Raw genomic sequence first — 24,948 nt, 5'->3', positions numbered from 1 at the left:
TCAGCGGGTGCTGAGCAGTGGGCGGACCATGGTCGCCAGCAGCGTGAGGTCGACGGCGAACAGGAGCCGCTCGAACAGGCCGAGCGTGACCTCCTGGTGCGACGGCCCGGTGAGCATCGTCCAGACGAAACCGCCGAGCACGATGCCCACGGCGGCGAAGCTGGCCACCGAAAGCCGCCGGATCGTCGTGCGGCGCGGCTCCCACGGGCAGCGCGCCCGGCCAGGGCGGGTGAGCACCCAGGCGGCGGCGGGAAGCGCGAGGAAGGCCGTCAGCGCGGCGTAATTGTGGATCTGCCCGGCCAGCGACCGGGCCTGGCCCTCGGGGTCGACGGGGACCAGCGCGAGGACGAACAGCCCGGCGCACCAGACGCCGAGCAGGACCAGAACGGACTCGTACCCGCTGCGGTGCGCCTTCGCGATGCCGCCGAGCAGGGCGAGCGAACCGAAGCCCAGCGCCAGGCACATCGCGCCGAACAACGGGGCCGCCGTCGAACCGGGCGAGAGGTAGCCGTAGACGTACTCGGACAGCGTCTGCCAAATCGGGCTGACCTGGCTGGACAGCCGCAGATGCAGGTCGATCGAGATCGCGACGGCGACGGCCATGCCCAGGATCGCGAGCCTGCCGTGCACCGGGGAGACGGCACGGGCCGCGACGATCTTGGGCGAGGTCACGACCAGTTTCTCCAGGCACGTCGGGGCGGGTGTTCACCTTTTCGTTCCCGAAAGGTTACCCGGCGAACCTGTGAACAAGCCGTGTGCCTCAGAAGACGAGCTGGGTCAGCGCGAACAGCGAGAACCCGGCGAAGACGAAGCCCGCCACGCGCTGGATGAGCTTCGGGCGGATGCGGCTCCGGACCTTCGCGCCGATGAAGACGGCGAGCCCGGCGACGGCGACCAGCGCGACGAAGGAGCCGAGCGCGACCGCGAACGGGTTGCCGAAACGGGCCGTGAGACTGGCCGTCGCGAGCTGGGAGGCGTCACCCCACTCCGCGGCGAACAGCACGCCGAACGACGTCAGCGCGGAGCGGAGGAAGGACACGGGGCCGGCTCCGGAGCGCGACGCGTCTTCACCGCCGTCCTGACCGGGGCTGAACCCTTCGCGAAGGAGCATGTACGCGCCGATACCGAACATCGCGGCGACGATCCCGGTCACCAGCGCCTCCGGCAGCAAAGTGAGCACACTGCCGAACGTGGCGGCGATCGCACATTGCACGGCGAAGGCCGCGGTCACCCCGGCGAATACCGGCCAGGCGCGGAAACGGGTGGTGAGAACCAAGGTGGCGACAAGGGTCTTGTCCGGCAGCTCCACGGCCAGTACCAGGCCGAACGCGCTGATCAGCGCCAGCATCGAGCTAGACATGATGAATTCGCACCCCTTTCACTGCAACGATAAAGGGGCGATTCAGAGAAAGGCAAGCTGATCGCATTTCCGAATCGCGCCGCATGCGCGGGCGAATTGTTTTCCTCGGTGGAGCGGAAAAGAGATTTCGGCGAACCGAATTCTTTTTTCAGGCTTCACTGGTAGCTTCGGCCGTCATGGACGAGAGAGCGCGGATCGAGCACGTGTGCAACCGGCTGAAGGACCACTACGTGTTCCCCGACGTCGCCGAGAAGCTGACGGTGTTCCTGCGGGCGAGGCTGGGCGACGGCGCGTACGCCGGACTCGACGATCAGGCGTTCGCCGTCGCGGTGACCCAGGACCTGCAGTCGGTCAACGGGGACAAGCATCTGCGGTTGCGCCACCACGTCGACCCGCTGCCCGAGGTGAACGGGGAATCCTTCGACCCCGAGGAGTACCGGCGTGAAGCCGAGCTGAACGGTCACGGCATCGCGTCGGCGCGGCGGCTGGCGGGGAACGTCGGCTACCTGGAGACGAAGCTGTTCTACGGGCCGGATGTCGCCGGCGAGGCCCTCTCCGCGGCGATGACGCTGCTCGCGACCACCGACGCGCTCATCCTCGACGTCCGGGAGAACCGGGGCGGCAGCCCCGCGGCGGTCGCGCTGCTGATCAGCTACCTGGTCGACGAGCCCACCCACTTCAACAGCATCTATCTGCGCGACGGCGACGTGACGAACCAGATGTGGACGTTGCCGTACGTGCCGGGCCGGAAGTTCGGCGCGGACAAGCCGGTGTGGGTGCTGACGAGCCCGACGACCTTCTCCGGCGCCGAGGACCTGAGCTACTCGCTGCAGCAACTGGGACGGGCGAAGACGGTGGGCGCGGTCACCGGCGGCGGCGCTAACCCGCGGCAACAGTACAAAGTGGACACCCATTTGGATGTCACCGTCCCGGGTGGACGTGCCGTGAACCCGGTCACGGGCACCAACTGGGAAGGCGTCGGCGTCCGGCCCGATATCCCTGTCGAAGCCGAAGCCGCGTTCGACACCGCGTACGCGTTGGCGCTGGAACACGTGCTGACACTGGGGGATTCGGGGCTGCGGCGGCCGGTCGCCGACGAGGCGCGGCTCACCCTCGCCGATCTCGGCTGAACCAGGGCGTGGGACCTACGTCCCGCCGAGATCAGGACCACTTGAACTGGCGGGCTCATCGGGCGTTGAGCAGGCTTGAGGCGTGGAGGTTCTCGATCTCGCGCGGTGGCAGTTCGGCATAACCACCGTCTATCACTTCCTGATGGTCCCGCTGACCATCGGGCTTTCGGTCCTGGTCGCCGGGATGCAGACGGCCTGGGTCCGCACGGGTGACGTGCGCTACCTGAAGATGACCAAGTTCTGGGGGAAACTCCTGCTGGTCAACTTCGCGATGGGCGTGGTCACCGGGATCGTGCAGGAGTTCCAGTTCGGGATGAACTGGAGCGCGTACTCGCGTTTCGTCGGTGACGTGTTCGGCGCGCCGCTGGCGATGGAAGGGCTCGTCGCGTTCTTCGTCGAGTCGACCTTCCTGGGGCTGTGGATCTTCGGCTGGGACAAGCTGCCGAAGAAGGTCCACCTGGCGTGCGCGTGGGCGTACTCGCTGGCGACCGTGGCGTCCGCGTACTTCATCCTGGCGGCGAACTCGTGGATGCAGCATCCGGTCGGCGTCGAGTTCGTCGACGGGAAGCCGACGATGAACTCGATCTGGGCGGTGCTGACGAACAACACCGCGCTGGCCGCGATCCCGCACACGATCGCGGGTGCCTTCTCGGTGGCGGCGGCGTTCCTGGTCGGGGTCGCGGGCTGGCAGCTGTGGCGCAAGCGTTCGGAGGACGACGAGCACCGCGCGGTGTGGCGTTCGTCGTTGCGTCTCGGCGGCTGGACCGGCGTGGTGGCCTTCGCGGTGCTGGCGATCACCGGCGACATGCAGGGCAAGCTGATGTTCGAGCAGCAGCCGATGAAGATGGCTTCGGCGGAAGCGCTGTGCCACACGGAGAAACCGGCGAGCTTCTCGATCATCGCGATCGGGGACGTGAGCGGCTCGAACTGTGAGGACGTCAAGACGTTCAACGTGCCCGCGCTGCTCTCGTTCCTGGCGCACAACGACTTCACGACCGAGGTCAAGGGTGTCGAGAACCTGGTGACCGAGTACCAGGCGAAGTACGGCACGAACTACCCGGACGACCCGCAGCTCGGTTCGCTCGCGGGGAAGCCGATCGACTACGTGCCCAACCTGCCGGTGACCTACTGGGGTTTCCGCGCGATGATCGGCTTCGGCGCGATCTCGGCCGGGATCGGCGTGCTCGCCCTGTGGCTGACCCGGCGCGGACGGATCCCCGGGCAGCGGTGGTTCCCGTGGCTCGTGCTCGGCGGGATCGCGACGCCGTTCGTCGGCAACAGCGCCGGCTGGATCTTCACCGAGATGGGCCGCCAGCCGTTCGTGGTGGTGCCGAACCCGACCGGGGTGGACGGGGTGTGGATGTTCACCGCCCAGGCCGTCTCGAAGTTGTCCACAGGCGAGGTGTGGACGTCGCTGATCGCTCTGACGACCGCCTACGCGGCGCTCGGCGTCGTCGAGGTCTACCTGATGCGCAAGTACGTACGCGGCGGTGTCGACGCCGTCATGCCACCCAAGAAACCGACCTCGACCAGCAAGAACAGCGATTCCGAAGGCGGTGACGGCGATGACGACGCGCTGGCCTTCGCCTACTGATCGCCTCTTGACGTCACCTGCCCAGCCCCCCGCCCTTCCCGGGGGACGGCCCCGCACCCAGCGTATCGGGGTGATCGCTCAGGTGGGTTACCCACAGCCGATCTGTGGACAACTTGAGTGGTTGTGGATAACTCAGGGCGAGCAAGGGCTGGAGCGCCGGATCGGGCGGGGCGGCGTGGTAGCGGCGGGTTGCGAAAGTGGCTTTCGCAACCTCCGGAGCGGACAGGTGGCCGAACGCGGGGCCAAGCGGGCTGAAGGCTCCCTTCACCGCATCGCACGCGGCGAAAGCGTCCTTCGGCCCAGGAAAGTGAGCACCCGATGACCCTCGAAACGATCTGGTTCTGCGTCATCGCCCTGTTCTGGCTCGGCTACCTCTTCCTCGAAGGCTTCGACTTCGGCGTCGGCATGCTCATGCCGGTCCTCGCGAAAGACAACACCGAGCGCCGCGTCATGGTCAACACGATCGGCCCGGTCTGGGACGGCAACGAGGTCTGGCTGATCGTCGCCGGCGGCGCGATGTTCGCCGCCTTCCCCGGCTGGTACGCGTCATTGTTCTCGGCCACGTACCTGCCGCTCCTGGTCGTCCTCCTCGCGCTCATCGGCCGCGGCGTCGCGTTCGAATACCGCGGCAAGGTCGACTCCGACCGCTGGCGCCGCACCTGGGACCGCGTCATCGGGATCGGCTCGTGGATCCCGCCGTTCGGCGTCGGCCTCCTCCTCGCGACCACCACCCTCGGCCTCCCGCTCGACGCCGACGGCGACCGGGTCGGCGGCCCGTTCGCCGCCATCAGCCTCGAAACGCTGCTCGGCGCGATCGCGGTCGTCGGGTTCTCGCTGGTCCACGGCGCCGCGTTCCTCGCCCTCAAGACCGAGGGCGACCTCCGCCACCGGGCCCGGAACCTGGCCACGCGCCTGCTCCCGGTCGCGCTCCTGCCGCTGCTCGCGTTCCTGATCGTCGTGCAACTGCGCTCGGGTGACCTGTGGACGCTGCTGCTCATCGGCGTCGCCGTCGTCGCGGCGGTCGTCGCCTGGTTCCGGATCCGCGCGGGCCGCGAAGGGCAGGCGTTCGCCGCGCTCGGCGGAGTCATCGGGGCCGCGGCGGTGGCGATCTTCGTGGCGCTGTACCCGAACGTCCTCCCGTCCACTTTGGACTCGGCGAACACGCTCACCATCGCGGGCGAGGCGTCGAGCCCGTACACGCTGACCGTGATGACCTGGGTCGCGCTCTTCGGCGCCCCCGCCGTCCTGATCTACCAGGGCTGGACGTACTGGGTGTTCCGCAAGCGCATCGGCACCCGGCACATCCCACCGGTGCACGCACCATGACCGAACTTCCCGGCCGCGACACCCTTTCCGCCAAGGAGTCCACAATGGACCCAGCGCGACCGGGGAAGGGTCCGCTCGGCGCGCTGGCTCCACTTTCGAGTGCGGCGCGCCGGGCGTTGATCCTCAGCGCCATCCTGTCCTTCGTCAACGCCGTTTTGCTGGTGGGACAAGCGTTCCTGCTGGCCGATGTCCTCTCCGCGGTCGTCCGCGGAACCATGGGGGACCGCACCGCCCAGCTGGCCGTGCTGCTCGCGTTCGTCGTAGGGCGCGCGTTGACCGGCTGGGCGGTGCGGATCGTCTCCGTCCGCGCGGCGGCCCGCGCGAAGGAGGAACTGCGAGCCAAGGCCCTCGACCACGCGCTGAAACTCGGTCCGGAATGGATCGCGCGCCGCGGGCACGGCGAGCTGACCTCGTTGACCACCAAGGGACTCGACGCGCTCGACGCCTACTTCACCCAGTACCTCCCGGCGCTGGTGACCGCGGCCATCGTGCCCCTCGCCGCCGGGATCGCGATCCTGTTCGCCGACTGGCCGTCGGCCGCGCTCGTCGTGATCACCGTGCCGCTGGTGCCGATGTTCGCCATCCTGATCGGCAAGCACACCGCCGAGCGGGTCGCCGAAGCCGCCGACGCCGAGCAGCGGCTGTCGGGACACTTGCTGGAACTCGTCCGCGCGCTGCCGATCCTCAGCGCGTTCCGCCGGGCCGAGGCGCAGGCCGAGACGGTCCGGAAGATCTCCGAACGACACCGCCGCGCGACGCTCAAAACCCTGAAGGTCGCGTTCGCGTCCGCGTTCGCGCTGGAACTGATCGCGACGCTGTCGGTCGCGCTGGTCGCCGTCGTCATCGGCGTCCGGCTGGTCTCCGGCGACCTGCCGCTGGCCATCGGGCTCGGCGTCCTGATCCTCGTCCCGGAGTGCTACCAGCCGCTGCGCGCGGTCGGCGCCGCGTTCCACGCCAGCGAAGACGGCGTCGAGGCCGTGCGCCGGGTCGCGGACGTGCTCGCGGAACCGTTGCCGCCCAACGGTTCTGAGACGCCGGCCAAGGGTGAGGTCCACGTCGGCGGACTGCGTGTCTCACGGCGCGGCGGGTTCGCGCCCGACGGCGAGACGTTCTCCGTCCGGCCCGGCGAACTGACCTGGCTGCGTGCGCCCAGCGGCGGCGGCAAGTCGACGACGCTGGCCGTGCTGCTCGGCTTCGTGCAGGCCCACGACGGATCGGTCACCATCGCCGGTACCGACCTCGCCGACACCGATCTCGACCGCTGGCGCGAGAACGTCGCCTGGGTGCCGCAGTCACCGGTCTTCGGCGGGGGCACGGTCCGCGACGAGGTCGGCGATGAGAGCATCCTCGGCGAACTCGGGCTGGCCGGACTGGCCGGACGGCCGGTTTCGAAGCTGTCGCAGGGACAACGTCAGCGCGTCGCGGTCGCGCGGGCGCTGGTGCGGGTCCGCTCGGGCGCGTGGCTGCTCCTGCTCGACGAACCCACCGCGCACCTCGACGAGGCCAACGCCGGGCTCGTCATGGCCGCCGTCCGCGCGGCCGTCGACAACGGCGCCGCCGCGATCATCGCGGCCCACGAACGCCCGTCCGGTGTCGACATATCGACTGACGCGGCGAAGGAAGTCGTCACGGCAGAGGAGCGGACGGCGACCAAGCCGGTGCCGTGGCGCGACCTGCTGCGGCCCCGGTTCTTTGGCGGCGCCCTGCTCGGCGCCGCCGCCCTGCTCGCCGGGGTCGCACTGACCGCGCTTTCGGGCTGGCTGATCGCCAAGGCGTCGCAGCAGCCGCCGATCCTGACCCTGACGGTGATGATCGTCGGCGTGCGGACGTTCGGCCTCGGCCGCGCGGGCCTGCGTTACCTCGAACGGCTGGTCACGCACGACGCCGCGTTCCGGATCGCCGGGAGCCTGCGCGTCCGGCTGTGGGAGTCGCTGGTGCGGCTCGGCCCGGCGCGGGCGCTCCGGGCCGGTGAGGAACAGCGGCGGCTGGTCGGCGACACCGACACCGTGCGCGACCTGCTGCCCCGGGTGATCACGCCGCTGATCGTGGTCGCTTTGGTGGCCGTCGGCGCCGTCACGGTTCAGGCCGCCGTGCTGCCCGAAGCCGGACTCGCGCTGGCCGCGGCCGTCGTGGTGAGCGCGTTCGCGCCGCTGCTCGCGCTGTGGGCCGAACGCCGCGCGACCAGCGCCCTGGCCGCCGGACGGCGTTCGGTGTCGGCGCAGGTGCTGAGCCTGTTCGAGGCCGCGGCCGAGCTGATCGCGTACGGCGCCGACAAGGATCGCCGTCGACGGATCGCCACGACCGACGCCGCGCTGACCGCCGAAGCACGGCGGCAGGCTTTCGGCGCCGGAGCGGCCGATGCCCTGATCATCCTGGCGACGGGGGCCGCCACCGTCGTGAGCGCCGGGTTCGCCGTGAGCGCCGTCGCCGCCGGCGCCTTGGACCCGGTCCTCGCGCCGGTGGTCGCCCTAGTGCCGCTCGCGCTGGCGGAGGTCTTCTCCCTTCTTCCGCCGGCCGCGCAGCACTGGGACACCCTGCGCCAGGCCCGTCTGCGCCTCGCCGCGTGTCAGGAAAGGGTCGTTCAGGACGAAAAACGTCAGGAAAGCCCCTTTCCTGACATCGGCGGGGTGCGGATCCGGAACGCCGACCTCGGCTGGCCCGGCACCGAGCACCCGGTCCTCACCGGCGTCGACCTCGACATCGCGCCCGGTACGCACGTCGCCGTCATCGGCCCGAGCGGCGCCGGGAAGTCGACGCTCGTCGCGGCCCTGCTCGGCTTCCTCAAACCCAGCAAGGGCGACGTCGCCACGCCCGAGAACGTCGCTTGGGCGCCGCAGGAACCGATGCTCGTCTCGACCACCGTCGCCGAGAACCTGCGCCTCGCCCAGCCGACGGCGTCCGAGGCCGACCTGCGGAAAGCCTTGTACCAGGCCGTTCTCGAGGACGTCGAGCTCACCACGATGCTGGACAGCGCGGGTGCCGGACTGTCCGGCGGGCAGGCGCAGCGGGTCGCGCTGGCGCGTGCGGTGCTCGGTGCCGCGCACGCCGAACTCGTCCTGCTCGACGAACCGACCGCGCACCTCGACGAGCCCACGGCGAGGACCGTCCGCGAACGGCTCGGCGTGGCGCTGGCCGGGAAAACCGTCGTCCACGTCACGCACAACGCCGCCGAAGCGGGCGACGCCGACGTCGTGCTGGAGGTCCGAGAGGGCCGCGTCACAACGCGCGCACTGGCCGGAGCGGACTAATGTCGATAGCGCTCATGGATCCCACGCTTGCCGCGCGCGCACTGTCCGCCGCCACCGAGATCACCGGCACCGCCCTGTCCGGCGAAGACCCCGGCGACGTGCTGGAGACCGTGGTCGCCCGCGCCGTCGAACTGGCCGAGGCCGACCTCGGTCTCGTCATGGTGCGCGCGGACGACGGCCAGGTGGTCGCCGAAGCCGCGCACGGGGCCGACATCCGAGGGCTTCGGGGGCTGGCCTTTTCCGCCGATTCCGCCGCCGGACAGGTGGCTCGCGGCGGCGAACCGGTCGTCAGCGAGGACTTCACCGTCGATCCCCGCACGGCGCCGTTCGTGCCGCCGGAACTCCAGGGTTTCGGGCCCTTCGCGGCGGCGGCGTTCGGCGCGGGCGGGCGCGTCCTCGGCGCGCTCACCGTGTACCGCCGCCACGGCGGGGATCCGTTCTCCGCCAGCACTGTCGAGCTGCTCACCGCCTTCGCGGCGCAGGCGGGCGTGGTGCTCGCCCTGGCGGAAGGCGCCAACGCCCGGCACCGCGTGACCCTCTACCAAGAACGCGAACGCATCGCGCGCGAACTGCACGACGTCATCGTGCAGCGGCTCTACGGCGCCGGGATGCAGCTCGACCGCGTCCGCAAGAACATGCGGAAGAGGTTCGCGCAGGCCGACGGCGCGCGGTTGTCCGAGGCGATCGACCAGCTCGACCAGACCATCGAGGAGATCCGCGGCACCGTGCGCGCGCTGCGCAGCCCGGAACCCGCGCACGAGACGGTCACCGCCACCGACCTCGCCGAATCCGCGCGGGGCGAGGTGCGCATCGCGGGCGAACTGCTCGGCTACCCGCCGACCCTCGAACTGTCGGGAGAGCTCGCCGACATCCCCGCGGAGCAAGCGGACCACATCCGCGCCGCGCTCCGCGAAGCACTGTCCAATGTGGTCAGACACTCCGGGGCGAGCGAGACCCGCGTGACGCTCAGCCGCGACGTGGAAGGCGTCAAGCTTCGCGTGCGGGACAACGGATCCGGTGTCCCGCAGGGGGTCGCCAAACGCGGTCTCCGTCATCTCGCCGAACGTGCGACGACGTCCGGCGGGCGTTTTTCGATCAATTCGTCGCCGAGCCTGGGAACTTTGGTCGCCTTCGACGTTCCCCTCGATCAAACCGTGTGAAATTAACGGTCTTTTCGGTCATCCGAGTGACTATTCAGGATTTCGGATTAATCCGTAACAGCAGGGGTCGACACGCGATTCTAAGGGAAATTCCCAGCGAAAGGACCCCGCATGTCCTCGGTTCGTCGAGTCATCGGCACCGCAGCAATACTCGCCGGATTCTCCTTGTTCGGCCCGGTTTCTGTCGCGTTCGCGCTGGAGCTGCCCGCCGTCGCCGACCAGAACTGCGAGGGCTTCGAGGTCGACGGAATCGCTTGCGAAACGCGTCCGGCGCAATTACCGGACAAGGACTGCGCCGGTTTCCCCACCCGTGACGGCCACTCCTGCGGATCCCGGTTCGGCGGACCCGTGCGGCCCGGCCAGGTGGAGGTCAAGCCCGTCGGCGGCGTCGCGACCGGCGGCGGGGAACCCGACGAACCCAACGGCGGTCTCCTGGAGATCGGCGCGGTCGCGCTGACCGGCACGGCCCTGTTGATCGGGTCCGCCACGGGCGCGTCCCTCCTGCTCCGGCGGCGTGCCGAGCGATGACCCGGGCTCCCTGGTGCAGGTGGCCGGTTCCGCTGGTCGTCGGCGCCTTCATCGGGGTGGTGCTCGCGGCCGCGCTGACCGCGTGCGCCGATCCGCCGTCAGGCAAGGTCGCGTCGCCCGCGTCGCCTTCCACGGTGACCGCGGTGGCCCCCGCCGTCCCGCGGCTCGCGCCCGCGAAACCGGCGGCGCTCGAGATCCCCGCGATCGGGGTCCGCACCGGCGGGATCGTCGACCTCGGCCTGGCCGGTGACGGCAGTCTGCAGGTGCCGCGCGACGCGGTGATCACCGGCTGGTTCGCCGGCGGCCCGGCACCCGGCGAGATCGGGCCCGCCGTCCTCGCCAAGAAGATCCCCGGCGTCTTCGGCAGGCTGAAGGACCTCAAGAACGGCGTCACCGCGGTGTTCACCGTGTACGCCGTCGAGCGGCATCCGAAACGATCGTTCCCTACGGAACGGGTCTACGGCGACACGCTCGAACCGGAACTGCGCCTGATCACCTGCGGCGGGGATTTCGACGCCTCGACCGGGAACTACCTCGACAACGTCGTCGCCTTCGCGAGACTGACCCGCACGTAGATTCTCCGGATGCGCACCATCCACGTCGTCACGCTGCGCGCGAAAGTGCCGGACGACGTCGAGATCTACGCGTCGGACCAGCGGCCGAGCACGACGAGGGGGTCCCCGGTTCACCCGGGAGCGCACCGTGCTGCGTGAGGACGACTACTTCCACAACCGGCAGGTCGTCACGCTCGCCGGAAAGTGACAGGATCTCCCCGGACCGTCGCCGATGATGTGGGGAGATGACATGCCGAGGTTCCTGCGAGCCGTGGCCCTTGCCGCCGCCGTGGCGGTCGTACCGGTGGCCTTGCCCGGCACGTCCGCCGCTTCGGCCGTGTCGACATCGTCGCGCTGCCCGCAGCTGCGGCTGGCCGACCACTGGTACGGCGACAACGCGGCGAAGATCCAGCGGGTCATCGACGAACGCGGCCGCTGCGGCGCGAAGCACGGCGAGCGGCCGGTCGCGGTGTTCGACTGGGACAACACGGTCATCAAGAACGACATCTCCGACCAGACCGTCTTCTGGATGATCCGGCACGACAAGGTCCTGCAGCCGAGGAACCAGGACTGGCGCACGACCAGCCGGTTCATGACCGACGCCGGCGCGAACGCGCTGAGCAAGGCGTGCGGTACAGGCACCTCGGCCGGGAAACCACTCCCGACCAGCAAGAACGTCGTTTGCGCCGACGAGCTCCTTTCGGTGCGGAAGAACGCGAAGACGACCACCGGCGAAGAGGTCTTCGCAGGGAACAACCGGCGGTACATGGAGGCGGCTTACGCCTGGGTCGCGCAGATCAACGCCGGATACCGGCCCGACGAGGTCCGCGCGATCGCCCGGCAGGCCAGGGCGGCGGCGCTGCTCGCCCCGGTCGGCGCGACCCAGAAGGTCGGTTCGAGCACCCAGGTCGCGTGGATCCGGTACTACCCCGAGATCAAGGACCTGATCGCGACGCTGAACAAGGCGGGCTTCTCGACCTGGGTCGTCTCGGCCTCGCCCAAGGAGTTCGCGGACGTCTGGGGTCCCGCGATCGGCATCCCGCCGAGCCGCACGCTCGGGATCTACTCGCAGACCACGAACGGCCGGATCAACGGGCACCTCGAAGGCTGCGGCGGGCACGCCGACGGCGCCGACGAGATCATGACCTACATCGACGGCAAACGCTGCTACATCAACGAGCGGATCCTCGGGATCCGCGGCGCGAAGGCGATGGAGGCGGCACCGGCGGACAAGCGGCAGGCGCTCGCCGGCGGCGACGCGACCACCGACGTCACGATGCTGCGCGACGCCACCGGGGTCCGCGTCACGCTCAACCGCAACAAGGACGAGCTGATGTGCCGGGCCTACGACGACGCGGACGGGAAGTGGGCGGTGAACCCGATGTTCATCGAGCCCTTCCCGGCGTTGAACCGCACCTATCCGTGCTCGACGACGGCGTACGAGAACGCCGACGGCACGCACGGGCCGGTGCTGCGCGACGACGGCACGGTCATCCCGGACCAGCGGGACACCGTGCACCCTTGAGCGCTAGCGGTCGCGGCGTGCGATCCACGCCGCGGCCTGCGTGCGCCGCTGCATGCCCAGCTTCGCGAGGACGGACGTCACGTAGTTCTTCACCGTCTTCTCGGCGAGGAACAGGCGTTCCGCGATCTCGCGGTTCGACATGCCCTGCCCGATCAGCTCCAGCACCTCGCGCTCGCGTTCGGTGAGGGAACCGAGTTCGTCCTCGGGCGGATGCCGCAGCTTGTCCAGCACCCGCGCGGTCGACAGCGGGTCGAGCAGCGACCGGCCGGCCGCGACTTCGCGGACCGCGTTGACGACGTCCTGCCCGCGGACCTGTTTCAGCAGGTAGCCGGCCGCGCCCGCCATGATCGCGCCGACCATGGCCTCCTCGTCGTCGAACGCGGTCAGCATCAGGCACTGCGGCGGGTTCGCCTTCGAACGCAGTTCGCGGCAGAGCGCGATGCCGTCGCCGTCGCCGAGCCGCACGTCGACCACCGCGACGTCCGGCTCCACGTGCATCGCCACGGCGAGGGCCTCGTCGACCCCGCTCGCCTCGGCGACGACCTCGATGTCGGGCTCGTCGGTGAGGAGGTCGCGCAAACCGCGCCTCACCACCTCGTGGTCGTCGATGAGCAACACCTGGATCGGCATACCCCCACGTTACTTCGCCATACGGCTTAACGTCCGGGCGCCGGGAACCGGTGCTCGTTCCGGTCGATCTTGGCGTTGGCCGCCTCGATCAGATCCACGCCGAGGCTGTTCGCCAGCTGGAGGAGATACAGCGTGACGTCGGCGATCTCGTCGACGACGTTGTGCGCCAGCTCAGGATCGGAACGCCACTTCGCCGACTCCTCCGGCGTGAGCCACTGGAACAGCGAAGTCAGCTCGCCGACCTCGCCGGACAGGGCCATGACCAGATTCTTCGGGGTGTGGAAAGGCTCCCAGTCCCGTGCGGCGGCGAAGTCGCGGAGGCGCTGGTGAAGGTTCTCGAGAGTCACATGCCGTGCCTACCAGATCGTCACGGTGCGCTAACGGCCGTATGGCGGACGAGCGTTGACGCGCGATTCTCGCTTTCCCTAACGTCGCTCCGCGTCGGGAAACCGATCCGGAAGGAAAGTCTTGACGTACCAGCGAAGCCTTCGCTCTCGCATGCTCTCCATCGCCTTCGTCCCCTCCGCGGCCCTGGTGCTCGTGGCGTTGTTCATCGGCGGATTCCTCGTGCAGCAGGCCATCCGGGACCGGGACGACGCCGAGAACGGGGCGGTCACCATGGCAGGCACGAGCCGAGGAATCGCGACGCTGCAACGGGAACGGGCGGTCGCGTTGCAGGCGCCGGGCAGCCGTTCCGCCACCTACCTCGCGTACGCCGATCGCATCGACACCTCGCTTTCGTCCCTGCGCGAGATCGCGCGGTCGGCTCCCGACGCCGAGGTCGGCTACCAGCAGACGATCGCCGTCGAACTGCTCACCGCCGTCGAAGGGATGGACCGCAGCGACGCCCTCGCGGTCGCCGGGATCGACGACGAGGGACGACACGAGTTCGCCGCGGCCGTCGGCGCCTATCGGTCCAGGCTCGACGCCGTCGCCGGAAAAATGACGGAAAGTAATCGCCAGGCGTACCGGAATCTCGTCGCGAGTGTGGACTGGAGCCGGTTCGGCGCGGTCGAAACCGCGTTGAGCGCGGCCACGCCGCCGCCCGTCGGCCAGGACGCCTGGCGCGTCGCGGCCGGCGTCGTCGGCCGCTCCCTCGGGGACCTCGCCGCCCGCCAGATCGAGTATTCGGCGCAGATCGCGATCGACGGCGGACGCCGGGTGCTGGGCGGCGCGCTCGCCGCCGCCACGGCGATCGCGCTGCTCGCGGGGGTGGTGATGGCGATCGCCATGCAGCTCGCCCGGCGGCTCCCGATCCCGATCATCCGCTGCCCGTCGCGCGTCGAAGTGACGCCGCCGGACCTGTCACACCTGGTGAGCGATTACGCCGAAAAGAGCACGCTGTTGGCCCACACGAGTCGGCGAACGGGTCGGGCAGACTTGTCCAGGTGAGTTCCACGACGGATCTGCGCCCCTACCTGCGCACCTTGGACGCGGAGACGCTGGCGGACCTGCTGCACGCCCAGGCCGAGCGTGACCCTGCGTTACGGCAGGCCCTGGAGAACCGTTTCGCCACCCAGGGGAGTGACCTCGCCGAGGCGCACCGCCTCCTCGACACCGCCGTGCTGGCGGGCAACGTCGAGTACGCCGCGAAGGTCGGCTCCGTCCTCGACACGTTGCAGCGGCTTCTCGACGCGGGCAGCCGGGCCGATCTCGCGCCGCTCGCCCGCCGGACCGTGGACGACATCAGCGAGATGCTGGAGCAGATCGACGACGCCTCGGGTGAGGTCGCGGACCGGCTGGACCGGGCCGTCGAGCTGTACGCGCGGGCCTGCGCCGCGCGCCCGCCGGATCCGGAGAGCCTGGCCGACTGGATCCTCGAAGTGGAGTTCGACGGTCCCGGCTGGCCGGCCATCGAGCTGGCGGACTTCGCCTCCGCCTTGGGGGACAAGGGGATCGCGCATATAAAGTCTACTGTGGACAGTGTGCTCGCGGAACATCCGTTCGGCGCGAAACACGAGACGGCCGAGCGGTTGCGCGAGGAGCTGGCGGAGGTGTCCGGCGACGTCGACGCGCTCGTCGCGATCCTCGCCGCCAAGCCGCCGCGGGTCGACGTCAGCCTCAAGATCGTGCGCGTGCTGCGCGCGGCGGGACGGCACAGCGAGGCCATCGCGCACGCGGCACGGGCGCTCACACACGACAAGAAGGAAGAGGCGCCTCCGGCCGAAGAGGAGCCGATTCCCTTGTCGCGCAAGGACTTCGACGAGAAGCCCGAGGCGGCGACCTACCTCGCTCTGCGCGAGGAGTCGCTGGAATCAGGGCGGTGGGTCGCGCAGCGGAAGACCGCGCTGGCCCGGTTGCGGGAGCTCGCCGCCGGCAGCACGAAGGCCGCCGACGAGCTCGTCCGCGCGCTGCTCGGCGAGGATCGCGTGGACGAGGCATGGCGGTCGGCGGTGCGTTTCGAGGCGTCTTTGGCGGTGCGCGTCGAACTCGCGGATTCGCGTTCCGTCGCCCATCCGGCCGAAACCATTCCCGTCTATCGAGACCATGTCGAAGAATTGATCACGCACAAAGATCCGAACTCCTATCGCGAAGCGGCCCGGCAGCTGCGCAAACTGCGCACGGTCCACAAAAAGGCCGGTACCGCTGAAGAATTCAGCTCCTACCTGGGCAACCTGGTGGAAATACACAAACGCAAGACCAGGCTGATCGCCGAGGTCAAGGCGGCCAGAATCGCGATTCCGAAACCGGCGAAGGCGTAACCGCTTCCGCCGCCGATCGTTATTCGAAGCGAACCGAGGGAAAATCCGGCGAAGAAGGTCGAGCCACACGGGCGGGCCGTTGAAGTCGCGGTGGTCCTGAACCGGTGTCCGCCCGCGTCCTCCCCGCGACCGGGACGCCGTGTTTCGCGCCCAGGACCACCGCGACGAGCCCGATCGGGTCCGCGTGCAAACATGTCGCCATGAGTCCGGTCAGTCGTGCCCGCAAGAAGGCAGCTCAGCCCTCCACTCCGAGTGTGACGGGCCTCTTCAAGGACGTCCTCCGGGACTTCTCGACCCTCGGCGCCGAACCCGAGGTGCTCGACGTCGAGCTGCTGACCTCCGAGGTGCTCGGTCAGTGGTGGGAGATCGAGGTCGAGGAGGACGAGACGCCGCTGGGGCTGGAGCTCATCGCGTTCGCCGAGCGGAAGATCACCCCGGCCGCGGCCGCGCTGCTCGCCGGGCTGCGGGTGTTCGCCGAGACCGACGAGGAGCGCGAGGCGGCCGCCGCCGCGCTGGACACCGTGCTGGGCCGCGGGATCCCGGAGCCGGAGTGGGTCGCGGACCTGGCCGCGGTGACCGTCGGGGACTGCTGGCGGACCGGTGACGTCTTCGGCGACGAGTCCTCCCTGCTCTGCGTCTTCTCCCGCGGCGGGGTCGAACACGGCCTGCTCGCGCTGGTCGACTTCACCGAAGGCGGCCGCATCCGCGACGTCGTCGTGGTCGACAAGCCGCAGGACGTCCTGGCCGAGATGCGGCAGCAGGCCGCCGACGACCCGGAGCTGGTCACGCTGGAGCGGGTGCTGCCCGAACGCGCCCACCAGCTGCTCGCGGACGGCCTCGCCGCGACGGACGTCGTCGAGGAACCCGACGTCAGCGAGGACTACGCGCGGTTCCACGCGCTCGCGCTGGCCTGGATCCGGACGCTGCCCGCTCCCGAGCCCTCGCCCGAGCTCATCGAATGGCCCGAGCAGGTCCGCGAAGAGGTCGTCGCCGACTTCATCGGGGCCGGGCTCGTCGAGGACACGGAGGCGACGCGGTTCTACGCGCGCCTGCTCGTCGACTACGGCTGCGAGACCGAGCCGGGCAGCCCGCTGCGCGTCGGTCCCGAGAAGCTCGCCCGGTTCCTCGAATCGCTGCTGGACGGCGAGTTCGAGATCGACGAGGCGTACGAGGAAGCGCTGGAGCCCGCGCTGCTCGGCTGGGTCACCTGGGCCGCCGACCGCGCCGGCCTCCCCGAGGCCGCGCGCGTGACGCTACTGGAGAGCACGACCGAGTTCCTGGAGGAGTTCGCGCAGGACGAGGACTCCGCGCTCGACGTCTACTTCGACGGTTCCGAGGGGATCGAAGACCCGGCGGAACTCGCGGAGGCGCTCGAACGCCGGATGTTCGCCGTCCCGACGGTCTACACGGAGATCGGCGACGAGGAGCTGGAACTCGAGCCCGCCGATCCGGAACAGCGCCGCCTGCTGGTGATCGGCGAGCACCCCGAGTACCACGAGGCGCTGGCCGAGGAGACCTTCGACGGCGAGCCGAGGATGCGGCTCGCGCTCAAGACCACGATCGTCGACCAGCTCTGGGCCGACAAGCCCGCCGAGGTCTGGCAGGCCGTGCGGCGGCTGAGGGAGACCGGACAGGAGCGCGACGAGATCTTCGACCGCCTCGTCGACGCCCTCGCCGCCCAGCTGGTCGAGGCGGGCGAGCACGAGATGGACTACGACGTCGACGACTACCGGAAGGCGCTCGACGACCTGTCCTGACCTCCCCCTTTCCCCGGTCGCTCCTCTCCTGACCTTGCCAACCCCGATCAATCCGTCTAGTCTGTCTAGATGGAAGCAGCAACCTGGCAAGTGCAGGACGCCAAGCAGCGGCTGAGCGAGCTGCTGCGCCGGGCCGCGGCCGAAGGGCCGCAGTTCGTCACCAAACATGGGGAGGAGGTGGCCGTGGTGCTGGACATCGCGGACTACCGCAGGCTGGCCGGGGGCGGTGAAGCCGTCGATTTCAAACTCGTGCTCTCCGGTGAGCAGCACCATCCCGAATACGGGGAGGCGCTGGCCGACGTGCTGGAGGAGATCGCCGCCGAACGCGCGGAGGACCTGCCGAGGGATGTCGTGGAGGTGAGCGGGTGAGCTTTCTGCTGGACACGAACATCGTGTCCGAGGCTCGGCGTCGCACGCAGAACCCGGGTTTCGCCCGGTGGTGGGGCGGGGTTTCGTCGAGCAGGCTCTATTTGAGCGCGCTGACCGTCGGAGAGATCGAGAGGGGGATAAGCAAACTCAGGCATCGAGGGGAGCGGGACAGGGAGCGTGCGGACGCGCTGGCCGGCTGGCTGGCCGGGCTCACCGCGCAGTTCTCGGAACGGATCCTTCCGGTGACCGCCGAAATCGCGGCCGAATGGGGCAGGCAGTACGCGCCGCGGAAAGTGCCGTCCGTCGATGGGCTGATCGCCGCGACCGCCCGGGTCCACGAGCTGACCTTGGTGACCCGGAACCTCGCCGACATGGCGGGGCTCGGGGCGCAGGTGCACAACCCGTTCGCTTGAGCGCCCAGTGAGTTCTTTGTTCAGCCTCGTACTTTGTTCAGCCCAGCGGGGCCGCGGGAGTGCCCTTGCTCTCCGTGACTTGCGTCTTCTTCCGGCGACGGTCCCCGCGGGCGTCGTCGAAGTCGACGACGAAGGCGCCGGCGGCCATGGCCACCAGGAGTGCGAGTCCGAGAATCGAGCCGACCCAGGTCAGGATGATCGAGAACATCGTGAGCCTCCTCCCTGCTCAAGGTCCCTTTTCGAGACCTCTTGAACCCCTGACACAAGGGTCACCTCAGGGGGCTGTAGCCGGTATCGGCCAACCGGTTACACGTACTGAGCGTGGATCGGCCGATCGGCCGAGGGAAGCCGTCCGCCGGTCGCGGTGCGCGACAGAACGGTGACCAGGGCTCGCCGGTCGTGCGACGGCTGGTCTTTGTGAGGGAACGACCGGAAAACGCCCAGGTGATCGGCTTCCGGTGAAATGATCTTGGATGTCGTCGTGAACGCTCGCCGTGAGTAGAGATTCCGGGCCCGAGCGACTACTCAGTGTCCCTATCACGTGAGTTCCGTCTTCAAGCACGCGAGTCGCGTCCTCGATCACGTGAGTTAACCGTCTGATCACGCGAGTCACGCCTCCGCCCCCGGCCGCCGTGCGACCCGGCCCGGTTCAGAGCTTGCGCAGCCGGACCCGGTTGATCGCGTGGTCGGCGTCCTTGCGGAGGACGAGGGTCGCCCGGGGCCGCGTCGGCTTGATGTTCTCCATCAGGTTCGGCTCGTTGATCGTGCGCCACAGATGGCGTGCCTCGGCCCGCGCCTCGTCGTCCGGGAGGCCGGCGAAGTGGTGGAAGTGTGACGCAGGGTCCGCGAAGGCGGTGTGCCGCAACTTGAGGAAGCGCTCGACGTACCAGCGTTCGATGTCGGTCGTCGCCGCGTCCACGTAGATCGAGAAGTCGAACAGATCGGAGACGCTGAGCCGAGGGCCGGGCTGGAGGACGTTCAGGCCTTCGAGGATCAGGATGTCGGGTTGCTGAACGACCTGTTCCTCGTCGGGAAGGATGTCGTAGGCGAGGTGCGAGTACACCGGCGCGCTGACCCGTTCCGCCCCGGACTTCACCTCGGTGACGAACCGCAGCAGCGCCCGGCGGTCGTAGCTCTCCGGGAAGCCCTTGCGGTGCATGATCCCGCGCCGGACCAGTTCGGCGCGCGGGTGGAGGAACCCGTCGGTGGTGACCAGGTCGACCCTGGGGTGATCCGGCCAGCGGGCGAGCAGGGTCCGGAGGATGCGCGCGGTGGTCGACTTGCCGACGGCGACGCTTCCGGCGATCCCGATGATGTACGGCACCTTGGTGCCCCGACTGTCTTCACCGAGAAAGGTGGTGGTGGCTTCGTACAACCGTTGCCGGGCGGCGACCTGGAGATTGATCAGCCGCGAGAGCGGCAGGTAGACCTCGGCGACCTCGGCCAGGTCGACCTGTTCGCCGAGACCGCGCAGCCGCAGCAGTTCCGCGGCGGTCAGTGGCAGGGGAGTCGACCTGCGCAACTCGCGCCACTGCTCACGGTGAAGCTCGACGTAGGGACTGAGCTCACGGACCCGCGGCATCGCACACTCCTCGCCCGTCGCCTGCGCTGGCGCCGTACAAAACCGTGTTGACGAGTTCTCGGCGGGTGAACGTTGCCGCGAACCGGATGAAGCCGCTTTAACGGTAGGGCTTACGGCTCGTGAACGCGCTTCGATGTGATGTACCCCGCTTCGGGGCGTTACCGTCCGTTACGAGGGCGGTCGGGGGCGAAGACCTCGTCCCACGCCGCGGCGACCTGCCGGGCGCAGGAGGCGGGCGCGACCCCGCCGACACCGGTACCGAGTCCGGGCATCGCGATCGTGTGCACCAGATCACGGACGCGGCCCTGGTCGAGCCTGCCGTCGCGCCACTGCTGGAACACCGCCCTGGCGGCCAGGTACGGGTGCACGGTGTCGCGCGGGAGGCTCTCGCCGGGTTCCCGCATCGTCGGCGCGCTGATGAGCCAGGCGGGTTCCGCCTCGCCGGTGGGCACGATCACCGCTTCGCCGATCGGCAGTTCCCCGCCGTGGTAAGCGAGGACGGCGCTGCGCACGTTCTGCTCGACGTCCGGGTAGGCGCGGGCGTAGACGGCGTCGATGCCGCCGCGCATCCAGCCGTAGGAGTTCGCGGGGCTGACGACGGCCTGGGCGACGACGTCGAGCACGGATCCGCGGTGGACGAAGACCCGGCCGTCCACAGTGTCCGCGACGGTGGCCCAGGCCTGGGCGAGCAGGTCGTCGACGGCGCACAGCACCAGCTCCGGAGTGGGACGGTCCGGCTGAGGAGCGAAAGAGGAGCCGGCGTCCTCTCGGCCGGTGCGCGTGCCCGGTTCGGCGGTCACGCCCTAAGCATGGCAAAAAAAGCCACCTGGCGTAACCGGCGCGCGTACCGGCTGTCCGAGTGAAAGTCGCCACCCGTGGCGTGCGTAATCTGGCGAGGTGTCACGGATCGCCTACTTCGGCCCCCAGGGAACCTTCACCGAACAGGCCGCGCGCCGGCTCGCTCCCGGCGAGGAGCTGATCCCCGCCGAGACCATCCCGGCGGCACTGGCCGCGGTGCGCTCGGGCGCGGCCGACGCGGCCTGCGTGCCGATCGAGAACTCCGTCGAGGGCGCGGTCACCGCCACCCTCGACAGCCTGAGCGAGGCCGAGCCGCTCGTCGCGGTGGCGGAGGCGCTGCTGCCGGTCCACTTCAGCGTGCTGACCCGCCCCGGCACGACCGAGATCCGCACCGTGGCGAGCCATCCGCACGCGCTCGCCCAGGTCCGGCACTGGGTCGAGGCGAACCTGCCCGGCGCGCGTCCGGTCGCGACGTCGTCCACCGCGGCGGCCGCGGTGGCGGTCGACGCGGGCGAGTTCGACGCCGCCGTCACCGCGCCGGTCGCCGTCGAGCACTATCCGCTGGAGGTGCTGGCCACCGAGGTCGCCGACGTCCGCGACGCCAAGACCCGGTTCCTGCTGGTCCGCGCGCCCGGTGAGCTGCCGGCGCCGACCGGGGCCGACCGCACGTCGATCGTGGCCGCCGCGGCGAACCGGACCGGCACCCTGGCGGAACTGCTCACCGAACTGGCGGTCCGCGGGATCAACCTGACCAAGCTGGACGCCCGCCCGACCAGGAACAACTTCGGCGAGTACCGCTTCTTCATCGACTTCGAGGGGCACGTGGCCGAGCCCCGGATCGGCGACGTGCTGGCCGCGTTGCGCCGCCGGTGCCGCAACGTCCGGTTCCTCGGCTCCCATCCGCGCGCGGACAACGGCACGACCGAGATCGAGCCGGGCGCCGCCAACGAGGATTTCACCGACGCGATCGACTGGGTCGAGTCGGTACGGAAGGGAGCACAAGCGTGAAACTTCTCCTCGTCCGCCACGGCCAGACCGATGGCAACGTGCGCGGCGCGCTCGACACCGCGCTGCCCGGGCCGCCGCTCACCGACCTGGGCCGTGAACAGGCCAAGGACCTCGCGACGCGACTGGACGGCGAGCCGATCGTCGCGGTCTACGCGTCGCAGGCCGTCCGTGCCCAGCAGACCGCCGCGCCGCTGGCCGCCAAGCTCGGCTTCGACGTCCAGGTCGTCGACGGCGTGCACGAGGTCGCCGCGGGCGACCTCGAAGGCAAGACCGACAAGGACTCGATCACGACCTACATGAGCGTCGTGCGCCGGTGGACGCTCGGCGAACTCGACCCGCCGATCCCCGGCGGCGAGACCGGGGCGCAGGTCCGCGCCCGGATGCTCGACGCGGTCGCCCGGCTGCGCGCCAAGCACGAACAGGCCGACCCCGACGGAACGGTGGTCCTGGTCAGCCACGGCGGCGCCATCCGGCTGGGCGGCGAGTGGCTCGCCGGGAACGTGACCGCGGAGGTCGCCAACCAGGGCCTCATCCCGAACACCGGCGTCGTCGAACTCGTCGCGACCCCCGCCGGCTGGACCTGCCTCACCTGGGCGGACGCCCCCGTCGAACGCTGACCAGGGACGTTTGCCCCCACACCCGCCGGGGAATACCCCCCACAAGATCGATTAACACCTTGTGGGGAATTAACCGGTAGAGCGCAACCCGCGCGGCGGACAACACGTCTACTGAACGGTGGGTCACCCGGCAGCGGTTGACTACAGGGAGGCGAATGACCATGGCTCGTTCGAAGATGATCTCCATCGGCGGTCTCGTCGCGGGCGCCGCCGGGCTCTTGCTGCTCGGCGCCTGCGGTTCGGAAAGCGCGCCCGTCGCGCAGAGTTCGTCCTCGTCGCCGTCCAGTTCGGCGCCGGACACCTCCGCCGCGCCCAGCGCGAGCTCGTCGAGCCCGGCGCCGACCTCGCAGCCCGCTCAGACCTCCGCGCCGGCGTCGAAGAGCGACGGGCTCTGCAAGGCGGGCGACGTCAAGCTGGCCGTCAAGAACGGCGACGCCGCCGCGGGCACGGTGTACCGCACGCTCGTCATCACCAACACGAGCGGGCATCCGTGCACCGTCCAGGGATTCCCCGGTGTCTCCTATGTGACGGGCGCGGACGGCCACCAGGTCGGCGAGGCCGCGTTCCGCGCCGGTGACAAGGGCGGGCCGGTCCAGCTGAACAACGGCGAGAGCGCGTCCACCGACATCGGCTTCGTGAACGTCCGCAACTACGACGAGGCGGCCTGCAAGCCCACCGAGACCCGGGGCCTGCGGGTGTACCTGCCGCAGGAGACGGCGTCGAACTTCGTGTCGCTGCAGGGGCTCGGCTGCTCGGGGAAGATCCCCGGCAACCAGCTGACCGTCAAGACGGTCCACAAGGGCTAGTGCTTCACGACAGCTAGAGCTGGGTGCAGAGCTGTTCGGCCTGCGCCAGGTGCCGCTGACCGGAGATGTCGTTGAAGTGCAGGCTGAACACCATCCGGCTGACGCCGTCGATGTGATCGGCCAGCGGCCGGTAGGTGTCGTTGGCGGCGGCCGCCGCGGCGGAGAGCTCGCGCGCGGCCGTCATCCGGTGCAGGACCTCGGGCGCCAGGACCGCCACGGTCCGGTCGCCGGGCGAGTCGGTGGTGTCCGGGATGGTGCCGACCCTGGCCAGGGCCTGGCACGCGTCCTGCGCGTCTTCGAGCGCTCCCGCGTTGACGCCCGAGAGCGCCCACAGCATGCCGATCACGCCGCCGCCGATCACGAACCCGGCGACGGCGGTGAGCACTTGCGGACGTCTGGAAGGTTCAGTCGTCCCCACGCCGGCCTCCGGCACCAGTGTCTGCTCCATCGCGGACCTCCCGTCACCAGCTGGCGGTGATGGGATATTTCAGCACCAAAGGCCTGGGTTTTCACCGGTCTTGGTGGAGAACCGGGACCTCCGTGGCCGTTTCGTCATCGAAGGCTCCTCGCCGTAACGAGACGAACGCGAAAGCGGCTACTCCGAACAGCAGCAGCCCGGACGTCAGGAACGTCCGGGCCGGGGAGCCGAGGGCGTGGGTGAGGACCCCGCCGAGCAGCGCGCCGATCGGGATCGCTCCCCAGACGACGGTGCGCCACACGCCGAGGACCCGGCCGAGCAGCTCACCGGGGACGAGTTTGTGCCGGGCCGTTCCCAGCACGATGTTCACCGCGACGACGGCCGCCGCGAACAGGCCGAACAGCGCCGCCCCCGCGATCGGGGAGGCGGTCAGGCCCATGCCGGTGAACGCCACGCCGCACAAGGCGGTGCCCCCGATGAGCACCGCGCGGCGGCTGGACACCTTGACCAGCCGCGGAGCCACCCCCGCGCCCAGCAGGCCGCCGATGCCGCCGACGAACGCGAAGACCCCGAAGGCCGCTTCGCTGAGCCGCAGGTAGTCGATCGCGTACAGCACCAGCTGCGCCTGCGCGAGTTCGCTGACCAGGCTGATCAACCCGGCGACGACGACCAGGCGCAGCACCAGCCCGCTGTGCCTCAGCCAGCGGAAACCTTCTGCCAGCTCGGTGCGGAGCGCGGCGCGCGAGTTCTCGGAGGCCGTGGTCGAAGGCCGGGCCCGGTAGCTCCCGGCGAGGCCGATCAGCACGACCGCCGCGATCGCGAAGCCCACCGAGTTGAGCAGGAACGGGAACGTCGCGAAGAGCGCGAAGGTGGCGCTGCCGACCGGTCCGCCGAGGAAGGTCTGGCCGACGATCTCGCAGGCCTGGAGCTTGCTGTTCGCGCCGTCGAGCGAACCCTCGCCGACGACCGCCGGGATGAGCACGTTCGCGGCGCTGTCGGCGACCACCTCCGCGACGCCGATGAGCAGGGCGGCGGCGTAGACCACCCAGATCGACGCGCCGCCGGTCGCGACCAGCACGGCCGTCCCGCCGACGACCACCGCGCGGGCGCTGTTCGCGAGGATCATCGCGCGCCGCCGGTCGATCCGGTCCAGGAGCGCGCCCGCCGGGAGCGCGAACAGCAGCCACGGCAGGAACTGGGTCGCCGAAAGACCGGCGATGAGCAGCGGATCCCGGGTCAGGGTGACCGCGAGGAGCGGGAACGCGACCTTGCCGATCCCGTCGCCGAGATTCGACGCCGCACTGGACGCGAGCAGCCAGCGCAACCGCCGGTCCCCGCGCCCGCGCACCGTCGACTCGGCCATACAGCGCCTCCCCAGGCATTCGCCGGCGACGGCCGACGACAACGTGGTCGAAAGTTTAGC

The 24,948-nt window shown here is 69.8% G+C and carries 26 protein-coding genes; 17 read left to right on the top strand and 9 right to left on the bottom strand.

Annotation, left to right across the window (positions count from 1 at the left end):
* Positions 1 to 672, bottom strand: a complete 672-nt coding sequence (locus AB0N89_RS08685; protein WP_364201833.1) for a DUF998 domain-containing protein — start codon at positions 670 to 672, stop codon at positions 1 to 3.
* Positions 673 to 760: 88 nt separating this feature from the next.
* Positions 761 to 1,348 (bottom strand): TMEM165/GDT1 family protein, encoded by a 588-nt coding sequence (locus AB0N89_RS08680; protein WP_364201990.1) that lies wholly within the window; start codon positions 1,346 to 1,348, stop codon positions 761 to 763.
* 188 nt (positions 1,349 to 1,536) lie between these two features.
* On the opposite strand from AB0N89_RS08680, the gene AB0N89_RS08675 reads away from it, so the two are divergent.
* From AB0N89_RS08675 to AB0N89_RS08635, 9 genes are all read left to right on the top strand, one after another.
* Positions 1,537 to 2,490: a S41 family peptidase gene (locus tag AB0N89_RS08675; protein WP_364201830.1), complete on the top strand. Its 954-nt coding sequence runs from the start codon at positions 1,537 to 1,539 to the stop codon at positions 2,488 to 2,490.
* Between the two features lie 82 nt (positions 2,491 to 2,572).
* Positions 2,573 to 4,084 carry a cytochrome ubiquinol oxidase subunit I gene (locus AB0N89_RS08670; RefSeq protein WP_364201827.1) on the top strand — a complete coding sequence of 504 codons (1,512 nt, stop codon included), beginning with the start codon at positions 2,573 to 2,575 and terminating at the stop codon, positions 4,082 to 4,084.
* A gap of 318 nt (positions 4,085 to 4,402) precedes the next feature.
* Positions 4,403 to 5,410 (top strand): cytochrome d ubiquinol oxidase subunit II, encoded by a 1,008-nt coding sequence (gene cydB / locus AB0N89_RS08665; protein ID WP_364201825.1) that lies wholly within the window; start codon positions 4,403 to 4,405, stop codon positions 5,408 to 5,410.
* The gene (gene cydC / locus AB0N89_RS08660; RefSeq protein ID WP_364201822.1) at positions 5,407 to 8,658 is read left to right on the top strand and encodes a thiol reductant ABC exporter subunit CydC; all 3,252 of its coding nucleotides are present in this window, start codon (positions 5,407 to 5,409) and stop codon (positions 8,656 to 8,658) included. The genes cydB and cydC overlap by 4 nt, the downstream gene beginning before the upstream one ends.
* A gap of 14 nt (positions 8,659 to 8,672) precedes the next feature.
* On the top strand, positions 8,673 to 9,818 hold the full coding sequence (locus tag AB0N89_RS08655) for a GAF domain-containing protein (RefSeq protein WP_364201819.1): 1,146 nt from the start codon (positions 8,673 to 8,675) through the stop codon (positions 9,816 to 9,818).
* A gap of 111 nt (positions 9,819 to 9,929) precedes the next feature.
* Positions 9,930 to 10,346 carry an excalibur calcium-binding protein gene (locus AB0N89_RS08650; protein ID WP_364201816.1) on the top strand — a complete coding sequence of 139 codons (417 nt, stop codon included), beginning with the start codon at positions 9,930 to 9,932 and terminating at the stop codon, positions 10,344 to 10,346.
* On the top strand, positions 10,343 to 10,921 hold the full coding sequence (locus tag AB0N89_RS08645) for a sortase (protein ID WP_364201813.1): 579 nt from the start codon (positions 10,343 to 10,345) through the stop codon (positions 10,919 to 10,921). Before AB0N89_RS08650 ends, AB0N89_RS08645 begins: the two co-directional genes overlap by 4 nt.
* Before the next feature lie 9 nt (positions 10,922 to 10,930).
* Positions 10,931 to 11,059, top strand: a complete 129-nt coding sequence (locus AB0N89_RS08640; RefSeq protein WP_364201810.1) for a hypothetical protein — start codon at positions 10,931 to 10,933, stop codon at positions 11,057 to 11,059.
* Positions 11,060 to 11,150: 91 nt separating this feature from the next.
* Positions 11,151 to 12,425: an HAD family hydrolase gene (locus AB0N89_RS08635; protein WP_364201807.1), complete on the top strand. Its 1,275-nt coding sequence runs from the start codon at positions 11,151 to 11,153 to the stop codon at positions 12,423 to 12,425.
* Between the two features lie 3 nt (positions 12,426 to 12,428).
* Here the strand turns inward: AB0N89_RS08635 and AB0N89_RS08630 are convergent, their stop codons facing one another.
* Positions 12,429 to 13,055: a response regulator transcription factor gene (locus tag AB0N89_RS08630; protein ID WP_364201804.1), complete on the bottom strand. Its 627-nt coding sequence runs from the start codon at positions 13,053 to 13,055 to the stop codon at positions 12,429 to 12,431.
* Between the two features lie 26 nt (positions 13,056 to 13,081).
* Positions 13,082 to 13,402, bottom strand: coding sequence for a nucleotide pyrophosphohydrolase (locus AB0N89_RS08625; protein ID WP_364201802.1), 321 nt, complete (start codon positions 13,400 to 13,402; stop codon positions 13,082 to 13,084).
* Positions 13,403 to 13,553: 151 nt separating this feature from the next.
* Here AB0N89_RS08625 and AB0N89_RS08620 point away from each other — a divergent pair, with 151 nt between their 5' ends.
* From AB0N89_RS08620 to AB0N89_RS08600, 5 genes are all read left to right on the top strand, one after another.
* On the top strand, positions 13,554 to 14,447 hold the full coding sequence (locus tag AB0N89_RS08620) for a nitrate- and nitrite sensing domain-containing protein (RefSeq protein ID WP_364201799.1): 894 nt from the start codon (positions 13,554 to 13,556) through the stop codon (positions 14,445 to 14,447).
* A complete protein-coding gene (locus AB0N89_RS08615) occupies positions 14,444 to 15,757 on the top strand; it encodes a hypothetical protein (RefSeq protein ID WP_364201796.1) in 1,314 nt (437 codons plus the stop codon). Before AB0N89_RS08620 ends, AB0N89_RS08615 begins: the two co-directional genes overlap by 4 nt.
* Before the next feature lie 200 nt (positions 15,758 to 15,957).
* Positions 15,958 to 17,514, top strand: a complete 1,557-nt coding sequence (locus tag AB0N89_RS08610; protein ID WP_364201793.1) for a DUF1841 family protein — start codon at positions 15,958 to 15,960, stop codon at positions 17,512 to 17,514.
* Between the two features lie 69 nt (positions 17,515 to 17,583).
* Complete coding sequence (locus AB0N89_RS08605) at positions 17,584 to 17,883, top strand: type II toxin-antitoxin system Phd/YefM family antitoxin (RefSeq protein ID WP_037315524.1); 300 nt, start codon at positions 17,584 to 17,586, stop codon at positions 17,881 to 17,883.
* Positions 17,880 to 18,296: a type II toxin-antitoxin system VapC family toxin gene (locus tag AB0N89_RS08600; RefSeq protein ID WP_364201789.1), complete on the top strand. Its 417-nt coding sequence runs from the start codon at positions 17,880 to 17,882 to the stop codon at positions 18,294 to 18,296. The genes AB0N89_RS08605 and AB0N89_RS08600 overlap by 4 nt, the downstream gene beginning before the upstream one ends.
* Positions 18,297 to 18,333: 37 nt before the next feature.
* Here the strand turns inward: AB0N89_RS08600 and AB0N89_RS08595 are convergent, their stop codons facing one another.
* The 3 genes from AB0N89_RS08595 to AB0N89_RS08585 form a co-directional block, all read right to left on the bottom strand.
* Positions 18,334 to 18,504, bottom strand: coding sequence for a hypothetical protein (locus AB0N89_RS08595; protein ID WP_364201787.1), 171 nt, complete (start codon positions 18,502 to 18,504; stop codon positions 18,334 to 18,336).
* 441 nt (positions 18,505 to 18,945) lie between these two features.
* Positions 18,946 to 19,878 carry a type I pantothenate kinase gene (gene coaA, locus AB0N89_RS08590; protein ID WP_005149547.1) on the bottom strand — a complete coding sequence of 311 codons (933 nt, stop codon included), beginning with the start codon at positions 19,876 to 19,878 and terminating at the stop codon, positions 18,946 to 18,948.
* A 158-nt stretch (positions 19,879 to 20,036) separates the two neighbouring features.
* Positions 20,037 to 20,678 (bottom strand): macro domain-containing protein, encoded by a 642-nt coding sequence (locus tag AB0N89_RS08585; protein WP_364201784.1) that lies wholly within the window; start codon positions 20,676 to 20,678, stop codon positions 20,037 to 20,039.
* A 97-nt stretch (positions 20,679 to 20,775) separates the two neighbouring features.
* Here AB0N89_RS08585 and pheA point away from each other — a divergent pair, with 97 nt between their 5' ends.
* From pheA to AB0N89_RS08570, 3 genes are all read left to right on the top strand, one after another.
* Entirely contained in the window at positions 20,776 to 21,684 is a 909-nt protein-coding gene (pheA, locus tag AB0N89_RS08580; protein ID WP_364201782.1) for a prephenate dehydratase, read from the top strand.
* Positions 21,681 to 22,301 carry a histidine phosphatase family protein gene (locus tag AB0N89_RS08575; RefSeq protein WP_364201779.1) on the top strand — a complete coding sequence of 207 codons (621 nt, stop codon included), beginning with the start codon at positions 21,681 to 21,683 and terminating at the stop codon, positions 22,299 to 22,301. Before pheA ends, AB0N89_RS08575 begins: the two co-directional genes overlap by 4 nt.
* 155 nt (positions 22,302 to 22,456) lie before the next feature.
* Positions 22,457 to 23,107, top strand: coding sequence for a DUF4232 domain-containing protein (locus AB0N89_RS08570; RefSeq protein ID WP_364201776.1), 651 nt, complete (start codon positions 22,457 to 22,459; stop codon positions 23,105 to 23,107).
* Between the two features lie 13 nt (positions 23,108 to 23,120).
* On the opposite strand, the gene AB0N89_RS08565 is transcribed toward AB0N89_RS08570, so the two are convergent.
* Together AB0N89_RS08565 and AB0N89_RS08560 are read right to left on the bottom strand one after the other, a co-directional pair.
* Complete coding sequence (locus tag AB0N89_RS08565; RefSeq protein WP_364201773.1) at positions 23,121 to 23,555, bottom strand: hypothetical protein; 435 nt, start codon at positions 23,553 to 23,555, stop codon at positions 23,121 to 23,123.
* A 61-nt stretch (positions 23,556 to 23,616) separates the two neighbouring features.
* Positions 23,617 to 24,888, bottom strand: a complete 1,272-nt coding sequence (locus AB0N89_RS08560) for an MFS transporter (RefSeq protein ID WP_364201770.1) — start codon at positions 24,886 to 24,888, stop codon at positions 23,617 to 23,619.
* Between the last annotated feature and the right edge of the window lie 60 nt (positions 24,889 to 24,948).

It is taken from the genome of Amycolatopsis sp. NPDC089917 (assembly GCF_040684635.1).
Lineage (GTDB): Bacteria > Actinomycetota > Actinomycetes > Mycobacteriales > Pseudonocardiaceae > Amycolatopsis.
This window is presented reverse-complemented; position numbering and strand designations above follow the sequence as displayed.

Coding starts and splice junctions, on each gene's coding strand:
- AB0N89_RS08680 (WP_364201990.1), bottom strand. CDS start 1,348: ATGCTGGCGCTGATCAGCGCGTTCGGCCTGGTACTGGCCGTGGAGCTG.
- AB0N89_RS08675 (WP_364201830.1), top strand. CDS start 1,537: ATGGACGAGAGAGCGCGGATCGAGCACGTGTGCAACCGGCTGAAGGAC.
- cydB (WP_364201825.1), top strand. CDS start 4,403: ATGACCCTCGAAACGATCTGGTTCTGCGTCATCGCCCTGTTCTGGCTC.
- cydC (WP_364201822.1), top strand. CDS start 5,407: ATGACCGAACTTCCCGGCCGCGACACCCTTTCCGCCAAGGAGTCCACA.
- AB0N89_RS08655 (WP_364201819.1), top strand. CDS start 8,673: ATGGATCCCACGCTTGCCGCGCGCGCACTGTCCGCCGCCACCGAGATC.
- AB0N89_RS08650 (WP_364201816.1), top strand. CDS start 9,930: ATGTCCTCGGTTCGTCGAGTCATCGGCACCGCAGCAATACTCGCCGGA.
- AB0N89_RS08645 (WP_364201813.1), top strand. CDS start 10,343: ATGACCCGGGCTCCCTGGTGCAGGTGGCCGGTTCCGCTGGTCGTCGGC.
- AB0N89_RS08640 (WP_364201810.1), top strand. CDS start 10,931: ATGCGCACCATCCACGTCGTCACGCTGCGCGCGAAAGTGCCGGACGAC.
- AB0N89_RS08635 (WP_364201807.1), top strand. CDS start 11,151: ATGCCGAGGTTCCTGCGAGCCGTGGCCCTTGCCGCCGCCGTGGCGGTC.
- AB0N89_RS08630 (WP_364201804.1), bottom strand. CDS start 13,055: ATGCCGATCCAGGTGTTGCTCATCGACGACCACGAGGTGGTGAGGCGC.
- AB0N89_RS08620 (WP_364201799.1), top strand. CDS start 13,554: ATGCTCTCCATCGCCTTCGTCCCCTCCGCGGCCCTGGTGCTCGTGGCG.
- AB0N89_RS08610 (WP_364201793.1), top strand. CDS start 15,958: ATGAGTCCGGTCAGTCGTGCCCGCAAGAAGGCAGCTCAGCCCTCCACT.
- AB0N89_RS08605 (WP_037315524.1), top strand. CDS start 17,584: ATGGAAGCAGCAACCTGGCAAGTGCAGGACGCCAAGCAGCGGCTGAGC.
- AB0N89_RS08595 (WP_364201787.1), bottom strand. CDS start 18,504: ATGTTCTCGATCATCCTGACCTGGGTCGGCTCGATTCTCGGACTCGCA.
- coaA (WP_005149547.1), bottom strand. CDS start 19,878: ATGCCGCGGGTCCGTGAGCTCAGTCCCTACGTCGAGCTTCACCGTGAG.
- AB0N89_RS08570 (WP_364201776.1), top strand. CDS start 22,457: ATGACCATGGCTCGTTCGAAGATGATCTCCATCGGCGGTCTCGTCGCG.
- AB0N89_RS08565 (WP_364201773.1), bottom strand. CDS start 23,555: ATGGAGCAGACACTGGTGCCGGAGGCCGGCGTGGGGACGACTGAACCT.
- AB0N89_RS08560 (WP_364201770.1), bottom strand. CDS start 24,888: ATGGCCGAGTCGACGGTGCGCGGGCGCGGGGACCGGCGGTTGCGCTGG.